At 58.5% G+C, this 12,678-nt stretch carries 9 protein-coding genes; 8 read left to right on the top strand and 1 reads right to left on the bottom strand.

The genetic code is table 11. The features are described from left to right. Positions 1 to 6 precede the first annotated feature (6 nt). The 3 genes from G437_RS0101380 to G437_RS0101390 all read left to right on the top strand — a co-directional run bounded on the left by G437_RS0101380 (position 7) and on the right by G437_RS0101390 (position 4,717). Positions 7 to 237: a heavy-metal-associated domain-containing protein gene (locus tag G437_RS0101380; protein WP_024330815.1), complete on the top strand. Its 231-nt coding sequence runs from the start codon at positions 7 to 9 to the stop codon at positions 235 to 237. A gap of 72 nt (positions 238 to 309) precedes the next feature. Then, positions 310 to 2,703: an HAD-IC family P-type ATPase gene (locus G437_RS0101385; protein ID WP_024330816.1), complete on the top strand. Its 2,394-nt coding sequence runs from the start codon at positions 310 to 312 to the stop codon at positions 2,701 to 2,703. Between the two features lie 31 nt (positions 2,704 to 2,734). Then, positions 2,735 to 4,717 carry a DUF6541 family protein gene (locus G437_RS0101390; RefSeq protein WP_024330817.1) on the top strand — a complete coding sequence of 661 codons (1,983 nt, stop codon included), beginning with the start codon at positions 2,735 to 2,737 and terminating at the stop codon, positions 4,715 to 4,717. Here G437_RS0101390 and G437_RS0101395 read toward each other — a convergent pair. Then, positions 4,701 to 5,390, bottom strand: coding sequence for a DedA family protein (locus tag G437_RS0101395; RefSeq protein WP_024330818.1), 690 nt, complete (start codon positions 5,388 to 5,390; stop codon positions 4,701 to 4,703). The genes G437_RS0101390 and G437_RS0101395 overlap by 17 nt on opposite strands. Positions 5,391 to 5,598: 208 nt before the next feature. On the opposite strand from G437_RS0101395, the gene G437_RS0101400 reads away from it, so the two are divergent. The 5 genes from G437_RS0101400 to trxA are packed head-to-tail and all read left to right on the top strand — an operon-like array spanning position 5,599 to position 12,636. Further along, entirely contained in the window at positions 5,599 to 6,105 is a 507-nt protein-coding gene (locus G437_RS0101400) for an NUDIX hydrolase (protein WP_024330819.1), read from the top strand. Positions 6,106 to 6,107: 2 nt separating this feature from the next. Further along, positions 6,108 to 8,144, top strand: coding sequence for a DUF6049 family protein (locus tag G437_RS0101405; RefSeq protein ID WP_034490051.1), 2,037 nt, complete (start codon positions 6,108 to 6,110; stop codon positions 8,142 to 8,144). Next, entirely contained in the window at positions 8,141 to 11,320 is a 3,180-nt protein-coding gene (gene murJ, locus G437_RS10835; RefSeq protein WP_051141852.1) for a murein biosynthesis integral membrane protein MurJ, read from the top strand. Before G437_RS0101405 ends, murJ begins: the two co-directional genes overlap by 4 nt. A 56-nt stretch (positions 11,321 to 11,376) precedes the next feature. Then, a complete protein-coding gene (trxB, locus tag G437_RS0101420; protein WP_029769140.1) occupies positions 11,377 to 12,306 on the top strand; it encodes a thioredoxin-disulfide reductase in 930 nt (309 codons plus the stop codon). 6 nt (positions 12,307 to 12,312) lie between these two features. Beyond that, on the top strand, positions 12,313 to 12,636 hold the full coding sequence (gene trxA / locus G437_RS0101425) for a thioredoxin (RefSeq protein WP_316145054.1): 324 nt from the start codon (positions 12,313 to 12,315) through the stop codon (positions 12,634 to 12,636). Positions 12,637 to 12,678 lie beyond the last annotated feature (42 nt).

Below are 12,678 nucleotides of genomic sequence, written 5' to 3' on the forward strand. Positions count from 1 at the left end.
AAGTCAATGCAGACTACCAAGCTCAAAGTTAAGGGAATGACCTGCGAGCACTGCGTAAAGCACGTGCAGGAGGAAGTCTCGAAGATTCAGGGCGTAAACGCTGTAGACGTGGAACTGAACCCGGAAGGCACCTCGGTTGTCACCGTCACCTCTGACGCGGTCCTAAGCGAGGATTCCCTGCGCGAAGCCATCGACGAGGCCGGCTACGAACTCGAAGGCATCGACGACATTCACTAAGACCACCACCCACAAATAAAAATGGTCCCGGCCTGCCCGCCGGGACCCGAGCCATGAGTCTTAGGAGTTCACATGTCTCTGGGCGAAAATATACCAGAATCGCAACCTGATATCGCCACCGAAAACAGCGCCGAGGGCACCGACGGGCAGGCGCGCAGGGCCCAAATTATGAGGCGTCGCTTCTTCGTCGCACTCGTCTTTTCCATTCCGGTCATGGTGATTTCCATGGTGCCAGCCCTGCAATTTGTCGGCTGGCAGTGGGTGGTAACCGCACTGGCAGCCCCCGTCGTTACCTGGTGTGCCTGGCCCTTCCACAGGGCAGCATTCAGAGCCGCCCGCCACGGCGCCTCCACCATGGACACCCTGGTTTCCCTTGGCGTTATAGCGGCCACCGGCTGGTCGCTATTCGCCCTCTTCTTCGGGGGCGCGGGCCAGCTCGGCATAAAAATGGACATGTCGCTAATGCCCCGCAACGCCCACGGCGCCATGCACCTCTATTTTGAGGCCGCCACCATGGTCACCACCTTCCTGCTGGGCGGGCGTTGGGCTGAAGCGCGGGCACGTCACAATGCGGGTGATGCGCTGCGATCCATTCTGACTATGGGTGCCAAAGAGGCCACTCTCATTTCGATCTCGGATTCGGGGGCGCGCACCACAAAGCAAGTGCCCGCTTCCACCCTTGCCGAGGGCGACCTGTTCCTTGTGCGTCCGGGCGAAAAGATCGCTACGGACGGGTTGGTGCGCGACGGCCATAGCGCCGTCGATGCCTCCTTGCTGACCGGCGAATCCGTTCCGGTAGATGTGGGCCCCGGGGATCCGGTTACGGGCGCTACGATCAACACCTCGGGCGCGCTTACCGTGCAGGCTACACGCGTTGGCGAGGACACCGCCCTGTCCCAAATTGCCCGTCTAGTCACCCAGGCGCAGGCCGGAAAAGCGCCGGTGCAGCGACTGGCTGACAAGATCTCGGCAGTATTCGTCCCCACCGTTCTAGCCATCTCCGCCCTCACCCTTATCGGCTGGCTCATCTTTACCGGAAACACCTCCGCCGCCTTTACTGCCGCCGTGTCAGTGCTCGTGATTGCCTGCCCATGCGCGCTAGGTCTTGCCACCCCCACCGCATTACTAGTCGGTTCGGGGCGCGCCGCCAAGTTGGGGATCGTCATCAAAGGGCCCGAAATACTTGAATCCACCCGCGCAATAGACACGATGGTACTGGACAAGACCGGCACCATCACGCGCGGCAAGATGCACGTCGAAGACGTAGTAGGGGAAGACCCAAACCGGGTGCTGGCCCTGGGCGCCGCCGCCGAGGCCGGATCTGAGCACCCGGTAGCGCGCGCTATTGTGGCCGCCAGCCCGCAGGAACTAAGCAGAGCTGAAGGGTTTACCTCGGTCGCAGGCAACGGCGTCATCAGCCAGGTAGATGGCCAAATCCTCGCCGCAGGTAAGCCGACGTGGTTACAGGAGTTAGGGGCCTGCGTGCCCGCACGGCTACAGCAGGATTTTGCCGCCGCGGAAGCCACTGGAGCTACCGCCATCATGGTTGCAACACGAAAAGGGCGAGCAGACGCCCTCGAGAAAAAGACTTCAGTGCACGAAGAGGCAGGTACGCCCCTCACCCAAATTGAGCTAGCAGTGTCCGGCATGTCCTGTGCAGCCTGCGTAAACCGCGTACAAAAGAAACTGAACAAGGTGCCCGGGGCCACCGCCACCGTGAACTTGGCTACCGAATCCGCCCACATCGACGCCCAACCAGACGTAAGCACCGCTGACCTGCTGGCAGCCGTAGAAAAAGCAGGTTACACCGCCACGCTAACCTCTCGGCGCGGGGGCGAGGCAGCGACGCGCACCCAGGCCACAGAAATAACCGTTTCCCCTAAGGCCGTGGCTGGAGCAGAGGCCATAGGCATAATCGTGCTCCGCGACACCGTACGCCCAACCTCAAAAGAGGCACTAGCACAAATACGCCAGCTGGGAATCGAACCTATCTTGCTTACCGGCGACAACGCTAAAGCGGCGCGACACGCAGGCAAACAAGTAGGCATCGACACTGTCATCGCCGGAGTCCTCCCGCAAGACAAACAGGCACACGTGAAATCCTTGCAAGAGCATGGTAGAACCGTGGCTATGGTCGGAGACGGCGTAAACGACGCGGCCGCCCTCGCCCAAGCTTCCGTACAAGGGTTAGGCATGGCCATGGGCTCGGGCACAGACGCTGCCATAGCGGCCTCAGATATAACGTTGGTGCGTTCCGACCTGCTGGCCGCAGCCCAATCCATACGCATTTCCAGGGCCACTTTACGCATAATCAAACAAAACCTATTTTGGGCATTCGCCTACAACATAGCCGCCGTACCCCTAGCCATCTTCGGCCTACTGAACCCCATGATTGCCGGGGCAGCAATGGCGTGCTCTTCTGTGATAGTGGTTTCTAACTCGCTGCGACTGCGCAACACAAAATAACCTGCGCCCTCCCGGCATTTACAATAGGCCCATGAGTTATGTGCCGGATGCCGGGTGGGCTCTTTTCGCACTCGCCATCATCATATTCGCGCTAGCACCCGGTTACTTTCTAGCTAGGCTCTTTCGAGTTCACGGCCTGCAGGCAGCCGCTATGGCGCCCTCACTTACCTTCGGTATGGTAGGGGCCGCCTCGATTGTTGCACCCTGGCTGCACCTGCGCTGGTCTTTTCCGGTAGTTGCCAGTTTCTTAGTGGCCCAAATTCTGCTGCTTGCCGCAGTGCGCGCACTAGTAACCCACTTCGGCCGCCGTTCGCTACCCACTGCACATTCTCGCGATAGCGAGGCTCTTCCCTACCCCGCCCGCATGGCACTTCCAGCAACCATTGGCCTGGCCATTGCCATTACCCTGTGCCAATTTGCTAGAGGACTAGCCAAACCCACCGATCCGTCGCAATTTTGGGATGGACTGTTCCACATCAACGCGATCAAAGTTGTCCAGCTTTACGGCAACGCCTCCCCCCTCGGAGGGCTAGCTCCCATCAATCCAGATGGCAAAGTCGATTTTTATCCGACGCTCTACCACGCCTTCGTTGCAGCACTGACAACCAAGTCAACTCCGTTGGGGCTGGCGATTTCAGCCTCAGCTGCTGGGCTGATCGCCCTTGGAATCATCACCCTGACCGGGCTCACACACTCTTTGCTAACTTATTCCCCGCAAACCCCCGCCAAACAATTAGCCATCGTCGCCACCCCCCTAATAGCGGCCGGCTCACTATGCCTTACCCAGCTCGGAACAGTACTATCCACCCTGCCCTACCTCTGCGCCATGGCCGCCACCCCCGGTGCCCTTGGAGCCCTAAATATAGCCGCCACCCGCGGCACCCACTGGGGCTTTCGGGCCGCCTCCGCCCTAGCCGCCCTAGGCGTTCTAATCTGCCACCCAATTGGGGGGTTCTCGTTGCTATTACTTTGCGCCCCACTAGTATTCGGGAAAGCCCTCCCGCTAGTTTGGTCGCGCCGCAAAGTTCTAGATCCTCGCATCTACACCCTGATCTGGATCCTAATCGCCCTCGTAGTACTGGGCGGAATTGTAGGTTTCTTCGGGCCCATGTTCCGCGTCCTCAGCTACTACCGTGCCCCTACCGCACCGTCTAAACTCGCATTTTCACTGCTAACCGACTGGCCCACCATGCGCAGAGCGGTAGGCGGAACTTCGCTGTATATCCTCACCCTCGCGCTCGCCGCCCTCGGGTGCATCTGGCTTGTAGTCAACCGAATCAACCACTGGATCGTTCTTTCACTGGCGCTGACCTGCGCCTTCTACTTCTCCTGCTCTTCCGGAATGGGCCTGCTGCGGCGGCTCACCTCCCCCTGGTACATGCAGCCCGAACGGCTCCAAACCGCCTTCTCGGTAGCGCTCATGGCAACCGCAGCCATAGGAATTTACGCGATAGGCACCTGGGCAACCACTCGAGGGGCTCCAGCTAAGCTACTTACCTGCTTCGCCCTCTTCTGCATAGCCGTAACCCCCTTCGCCAGGGCGCACGAACGGAGCGAACTCGTTGCCCTCTCTTACGATCCCATGCGGATCGGGTGGGGAACCTTCGCCACCCGCACCGAACTAAATTCGTTCGCACAAATCAAACAAATCACCGGCTCCGCCACCGTTCTTAGCGTGCCCGACTCGGGAGTACCCTTCGGATACGCCCTAGCCGGGGTCAATTCCTACTACAAGCACGCCTCCACCATCGGAAAAACAGAATGGGCACTGTTCAAGAAGATTGCCCCACTGGATAGCGCCGCCTGTAAATTCCTACGCTCGCAGAACATCCAGTACTACTACAAGGACACTGACCCAACCGCGTCGGGCGCCCGCCGCGGGCGCAAACGCACTAAACGCACCGCCCGCCTAGACCAACTCATTCCCGAAGAAAAAATGACGCTCGTGTGGAAAGCGGCCTCGGCGCCAACAGGTGAAGGCCCCCGCCTATACAAAATTAGTGCCTGCTACTGACGGACTTTTGCTGCCTATTCTGAGCACGCTTGCGCAAGAATCCAATCGCAATCGGAACCACCGAAATCAACACCACCAACACGGCCATGATTTCGATGTTGTTGCGCACTGCGGGGATCTGCCCCAGCCACACGCCCAAGGCGCACATGCCACCGCCCCAAGCAATTCCGCCAATCACGTTCCAGCGGAAAAAATGCGGGTAGTGCATGCGTGCCATTCCGGCAGTTACGGGAATAAATGTGCGCACTACGGGGACAAACCTACCCAGGGTGAGGGCGGGCCCGCCCCACTTGTCGAAGAAAGCTTCGGCCTCGTCCAAATATTCAGTCTTCAAAATACGGGCATCTGGCTTGAATAGCTTCCGCCCAAATTCGCGGCCAATCCAATATCCTGCCTGGTCGCCACCCACCGCGGCTGCGATTACGACCGCGATCATCACCCAGAAATTAAGTCCCAGCTGCTGGTGCAACAACCCCGCGGTGAACAGCAGCGAATCGCCCGGAAGAAACGGAAATAGTAGCCCCGATTCAATAAATACAATCACTGCCACCCCGATCAGCACGTAGGGGCCTAGAGCTAGCAAAAGCTCCTCGGGGTTGCGCAAATAGTCGATCAGTCCCGCAGAAACCGGACCGGCCATGCCCGCCGCAGCGGTTGAAAAAGTCTGTAGCATTTGTCCTCCGGCCGCTATCCTATTGGCAGCGCCGGCACTTAGACAGCCCACACCCGGCGATGTTGCTCACTTGCAGGCCAATTGCGCCACGGGCGAAGCGCCACGGGGCAGCCTCAACCTGGGCGTTTATGGCCTTCGGCAGTGTGATTTTGGCTCATTAGCCAGTTGGTCGGCCCTGAGAACTGCGGCAGGCAATACCATGGGGAATATGTCTGTCCACAGTTCACGCACTTATTCGCGCACCGCCCGAGTGCGCCGGCGGCGCCGAAAAACGCTGCCCTTGGTCGAAGAAACTTCGGCCGGCGGCGTGGTTGTGGACGTTGTAAACCACCGCCCCTACGTAGCGCTAATTGCCCGCCAAAACAGGTTCCACCGGATTGAATGGTGCCTGCCCAAGGGGCACATCGAAGCTGGCGAAACTCCTGCCCAAACCGCCGAACGGGAAGTGTGGGAAGAAACCGGCATTGATGGGCGCGTGCTAGCCCATTTAGCTTCTATCGATTACACGTTTACCTCCCCGCACAACCGCATTCACAAAGTAGTGCACCATTTCTTGCTGGAAGCGGTGGGCGGCGAGCTCACTGTCGAGGGCGATCCTGATCACGAAGCACTAGATGCGGCTTGGATTCCACTGAACACTTCCCTTACACTGCTGGCCTATTCTAATGAGCGCCGAGTTGCACATAAGGCACGTGAACTTCTACAGGTTGGGTAGTGATGCGCAAACAGATTTTGTTGTGTGTGTTGGCCACAGCCTTGTTCTTTGTTGGCCTGCCCCCGCTCGCCCTCGCAGGGGATGGCCCCACCGTTACTATCACCTCACTAACCCCTACACTCACCTCTAAAACCAACCAGGTTAGGGTCCGCATTCAGGTAAAAAATCCTGGAGCTGAGCCTTTGCGCGAGCAAACCGCAGCCGTTAGCGTTATGGCCGCTTCCCCTCTGGACGCCAACGAGCTGGCGGCTTGGTTGCGCGGAAGTGAGGACTCGCAAAAACAAGTGCAAATTTGGTCTGGTTCCATTCCGAACGTTCCCGCACACGGGGAGGTGTCCGTCGAGGCCACTATTGCTACAGACAAGATCCCGGCAACTTCCGACCAGTGGGGCCCTCGCGGCATCACCGCCTCGGTGGGGCAGGCTTTTGACCGGTCGATCATGTTAGTCGAGGCGCCTTTTGCGACCGATAAATCCAAATTGCTGCTGCAGGTGCCGGTGCGCGGCCTGCGCCAAGACGCCGTTCGCGTAACTACCAAAGACACTTTAGGTAAAACCGGAGTAGGGCCGGCCAGTTACGTAGCAAACGACAGTATTGCCGAGGGCAACGAATTGGCTGCCGGCATAGCTTTAGCCGACACTGATTCCACTAGGAAACTGCAGGAACTAGCCAAAAACGCTCGCCCGGGAGTAGTTTACTTAATTGACCCGGCCTGCCTGGATTCCGGTTCCCCACTCTCTCGCGGCAAAACAGTGGGACTAGAGCAACCGAAATACGCCGCAATTCCGTCCGCGAGCGCCCTCGCCGCACTCAAAACAATCTCCAACAAAGGCGGCAAGATCCTACTTACCCCCTGGGGCTTCCCCGCCCAACGCCCCAGTGGAACCACCCGCCCTCTATCACTGAGCGCCGACCAACGCACTGCCGCCACCGCCAAGGCATTAGCCGACCGCGGCATCGAAACCAGCACCAACTTCGCCTGGTTTGGAGCCGCCCCCTCACTGTCCCAACTGCAAGAAGTACCCGCCGAGTGGCCCATCTTAGCCCCCCAAAATAGCGGAGAACCCACCTCAAATTTGTCCTACACACCCTCAGCCCGGACAAACCTGTATGCCAAGGGCGACCACCCGGCAATACTCAGTTCGCAATCACTGGCCAAAACGCTGGCCGCCATGCCCCAGGGCAATTTAACCGAATTCGACCTGACCCAACTGGCACTGGCAAACGTGGCAATCATGAACCACGAACGCCCCTTCGACCCGCGCATCGTCAGCGCCGAGCTGCCACCAAACGCGAACGCAGCACAGACAAAGCGGGCACTCGCCCTCTTCAATACCGGCTGGAGCGAACCCATCACCTTGCAGGAAGCCCTGTCGAAGGATGCGCGTGCCGACGAGTACCTGCCCAGTGGGCTGGAGGGGGCCCCTACCACCTCGGCTACCGACCCGATCGCAAACGTGCGCACGGTAACCGACCTACTATCCCAGGTGAGCGACAGCCCCGAAAAACTCACCTACTCGCTGCAATCTCAAATGCTGTTGGCCGCCGGCAATACCCTCCCGGCGCCGCTGCGTAAAAACGCGCTGCGAACGCTGGATTCAGACGCTGCCGCCCTGCGCAACGCCGTTGCCGCCCAACCGTCATCAACCATCAACCTGATTTCCAAAGAAGCCACCTTGCCCGTGCGCATTTCCAACGCGCTGGCAATAGGGGTGAACGTGCAAGCTAAAGCGCGCACTTCAGACCCTCGCCTACAGGTGGGCAAACCCCAGAACATGCAGGTGCCAGCCCATTCCGCGGCAACCGCCAACATTCCCCTAAAAGCCGTAGGAAACGGCAACATTCAGGTGCGAGTCGGCATTGCCACGCGCACCGGCAAACCAATCTCCCAGGCCAATCCTTTGCACATGAGGGTGCGGCCCGGCCTCGAGGACAAGGCGATCCTAGGGGCGGGTGGCGTCGTTGTGGCAATATTTATTTTTGGCCTAGTCCGAACATTCCGTCGAGGGCGCAAAATGCCAGTTGAGGAAATTCCATGAGCCGCAAAGTTGGCCTAGCAAAAATTAACGTCGCTCGCGCAACCGGGATTATGGCGGCAGGAACCGCCGTTTCCAGGGTGCTCGGGTTCGTCCGTGCTGCCCTCCTGATAGCAATTATTGGCGAGGTAGGCGCCAACGACGCCTTCCAGGCGGCCAACACGCTGCCTAACACGGTCTACAACCTGATCGCCTCTTCAGTGTTGTCTGCCGTGTTGGTGCCGCAAATCGTACGCGCCCTGTCTAAAGGTGGCGACGAGGCCGAAGACTATATAAACCGCCTGCTCACCTTTTTCACGCTTGGGCTCGCACTGATCACCGTTATTGCCGTAGCTGCAGCGCCTTTCCTGGTAAAGCTCTACGCTTACAAGTTCGCCCACGACTGGTACAAGATTGCAGTTGCTTTTGCGTTCTGGTGCCTGCCGCAAGTGTTTTTCTACGGCATGTACGCGCTGTGGGGGCAACTCCTAAATGCGATGGGTAAATTCGGCCCCTACATGTGGTCTCCAGTGGTCAACAATGTTGTGGGCATTGCCGGCATGGGTCTGTTTTTGTGGATTATGGGCGACAAGAATTGGGCTACCGATCCTTCCCTCTGGTCTGGTAAAGCTATTGCGCTGTTGGGCGGAATTACCACTCTCGGAATTGTCGCTCAGGCCCTAATTTTGCTGCCGCCACTGTACCGTTCCGGGTTCAGGCTCCGACCTGTTTGGGGGTTCCGAGGGCACGGCCTTGGCCAGGTTTCCAAAACCGCTTTTTGGGCGTTTGCTGCTTTGATGGCCGGCCAGTGCTCGTATCTGGTTGTATCCAACGTTGCTGCTGCGGGCAACGGGGTTGCCGCAAAAACTGGCGAGTTCGTTGCGTCTACCACGGCCTACAACACGGCCTTCATGATCTACCAGATCCCAATTGCGCTGGTGGTAGTGTCGCTAATTACCGCCCTCTTCACCAAGATGTCGCAAATGATCGCTACTGGCGACCTGGGTGGGGCAAGACGCACTTACAACCAAACAATTATTGGCATTGGTTCCGTTACCGTATTTTGCGCCGCCGCCCTCGCGCTGGCTGCAGTGCCTGTGATGCAGGTGATTATGCCCCGCTTCGATGCGGCGGCTATCAGCGGTTATGCGGGTGTCGTGGCCGTAATGGCGTTCAATATTCCCTTCCTTGCCATCTGGTCTACAGCTCAGTCGCTACTGCTGAGCCAGGAAGATACAAAGACCTCATTTTTTGTGCAGGCGCCCATGGCTCTTGTGGTAGCAGTCGTGGCGGGCACCTCGTATTTTGTGCTAAATCCGACCCACTGGGTGCAGGGTGCTGCTGCGGGCGAGCTCAGCGGTTGGATATTTGCCGCCATCGTAGGCTGCATTGTGGTTGACCGACGCCTGCCGGGAGCTAACCCCGGCGCTGTTTTACGCGAATACGCCAAATACTTGGCGGCAATTGTTCCCGCACTGCTGGCAGGCTGGCTGATTTTACACTTCATGGGTGCCATGTCCGGGGGTGCAAATTCGTCTACCTCGACCCGCTTTTTGGGCGCGCTTGCTCGCGTTGCAATCGTAGGATTCGCAATGCTTGGGATCTACCTTGCCGGTCTTTTTCTACTGCGCAGCGAAGGCATAAAAATTGTGGCAGGCCCATTGGCCTCCCGGCTGCATCTGGGACGGCAAGCCGAGCACGCAAATAGCGCAGAACATGAGAAACTAGAAGGCATGACAGCAAATTCGGAGGACGCCGTGGCGCACGAAGATCACGAAGAACCAATTATTTCTGGGCCCGACGCTCACCTAGTTCTTCTACCCCAGGGCGCCAGCGAGGGCCCGGTGGATGCGGCTTCGGCGCCCGTGCCCGCCCAGGTTAGCTCCGAGGCTGATCCGGTGCCTGCTCCCGAGGCCTTGTCGGCGGTGTCCCCACAGCGTTGGGATTCGTTGAAGTCGGCCCTTCTTGGAAAGGTTAGGGCCACCGGTCAGGAAGTCCCCCCGCCACCGCCCGAGGCCGACTCACCGCTTGGAGTGGACGCACAGACTCCGCCTCCGCCGCCGGAACCCGAGGCCAGCTCTGATTCTGAAGCTACCCCTAGCCAGGGTTCCACCGCGGCTAAGAATGCTGCCGCACCAGCCGATTCAGACCAATCCGGTTCAGACCAGACTGATTCTGATACTGGAGCACCTTCCGAGGACGGGAATGCGGCACCGGCAGGTTCGTCTGCGACACGCGCTTCCGGGGCCAACGACACGCAGGCAAACCAAGAAGGTACTTCGGATGCCACTAGCGAAGTCCATGTAACTAAGAACGCGACTAACGTGCGCACTGTTGCTGGAGTTCCCCTGGTAGGTACGAAGAATGCAGTAATTCCCCCCGCCGACGGCGCTGAAAAGGAAATCGAGGCTAACACCGCCTCCTTTGAGGCCATTTTGATGGGACAGCAGCCGGCAACCGCTGATACCACTACTCGCCAGCTTCCGTCCTTTGGCCCCGGCTACACTCCGGCTGCTACTACTTCCGTGCCGCCGCGTACGGCTCCCAAAGTTCAGCGCGCCGATGCCCAAGACGACTCCCCCCTGATCAACCCGGTGCGGCGCACCATGATTGGCGCTACCGCCGGTGCTGGCATCGCCTTGGTGCTTGGTCTAATTTTGGTTTTGCCGCCGCTACTTTCTTCTCCCTCTGCAAATCAGGCCGCACCCAAAACCTCGGCCTCGCAATCGCAAAAGGGTGGGGCAACCAAGAAACCTTCTGCACCCGTTGCCAAGAAGCCGCAAATTGCAGCCGTTGCTTCCCTGGATCCGGAGGGCGATCAGAATGAACACCCCGAAGATCAGGACAAGATGATCGACGGCGATCCTGCCACAGTGTGGATGTCGCGGTACTACCAGAGCCCTCGTTTTGGTTTCAAGTCCGGCATAGGCGTATCTGTGCTGCTCAAAGAGAAGGCGAAGGTTAGCGAGGTCACGGTGAATACGCCCGCTAATGGCGGCAAGATCGAGTTGCGCGCCACGGGCGCTGACAAACCGAAGGAAGGCGATCCTCTGGCTACTGGCGAGTTCAACCAGCCCACCACCACACTGAAATTGAAGAAGCCGGTCGAGGCCGATTCTTTGGTGTTGTGGATTCCGGAGCTCCCCCGCGACGGCGAGGGCCGCAACCGCGCAGTTATAGGCCAGATCACTGTTCGGTAGGAATATTTGCCCCCAGCCCATTTGTTACAAGGATGCACGCTAAATAAGGAGTACGCATGGCAGATACCGTGCACGACGTAATAATTGTGGGCTCCGGCCCAGCCGGATACACTGCGGCGATTTATACCGCCCGAGCCGGCTTGCACCCGGTGCTCATAGCTGGGTCCGTCACGGCTGGTGGTGCCCTCATGCAAACCACGGATGTGGAAAATTATCCGGGTTTCAAAGACGGCATTTTGGGTCCGGATTTGATGGAGCAGATGCGGGCGCAGGCCGAACGCTTTGGGGCGGATATTCGTCTTGAGGACGCTGAGCAGTTGCAGCTGCAAGGTGACGTGAAGAAGGTAGTGACCGACGAGGGCGAGTATTTAGCTAAGACGGTTATTGTTTCCACCGGGTCCGAATATCGTAAGCTCGGGGTTCCCGGCGAGGAGGAGTTCTCTGGCCGGGGGGTGAGCTACTGTGCCACCTGCGACGGGTTCTTCTTTAAGGACAAACCTATTGTGGTTGTGGGCGGCGGCGATTCTGCAATGGAAGAGGCTACGTTCCTAGCTAAGTTTGGCTCCTCGGTCACGGTTGTGCACAGGCGCGACGAGTTGCGTGCCTCGCAGGCTATGCAGGATCGCGCCAAGGCAAACCCGAAGATTAACTTCGTTTGGAACAGCGTAGTAACCGCTATAAACGGCGAGGGCGGAGTCACCTCTTTGACTTTGCACAACAGAGTATCTGGGGAAGATAGCCAGTTAGAGGCAGCAGGCGTGTTTGTGGCTATCGGCCAGATTCCACGTACCGAACTGGTGCAGGGTCAACTCGAGATTGGCCCTGAAGGCTACATCACCGTGGCCGCGCCTTCGCAGGCAACTAACGTTTCTGGCGTGTTCGCGTGCGGGGACGTGGCCGATCCGCGTTACCAGCAGGCGGTAACCGCAGCCGGTTCTGGTTGTCGGGCTGCACTGGACGTTGAACATTACCTCGAGCAACTTTAGGAGTAAATTATGGCAACTGTTGAGGTAACCGATCACGATTTCATCGAGAAGGTCATCAAGTCTGATAAGCCGGTTTTGGTGGATTTTTGGGCTACCTGGTGTGGTCCGTGTAGGCAGATGGGACCAGTTATCGACGAGTTGGCTGCCGAACGCGACGATGTTGTAGTGGCTAAGCTCGATATTGACGCCAACCCTGCGACTGCCGCGAAGTATGGCGTTGTCTCTATCCCAACGTTCGCTATTTTCAAGGACGAGGATCTGGTGCGCACCCTGGTTGGTTCGCGTCCTAAGAAGGATCTTGTGGCGGCGTTAGACGAGGTAGCCAAGTAAGTTATTTTCTTTTTAGTGGGGGCAGTCTAGCTGCCCCCACTT

Source organism: Winkia neuii subsp. neuii DSM 8576 (assembly GCF_000420405.1).
Taxonomy (GTDB): Bacteria; Actinomycetota; Actinomycetes; order Actinomycetales; family Actinomycetaceae; genus Winkia; species Winkia neuii.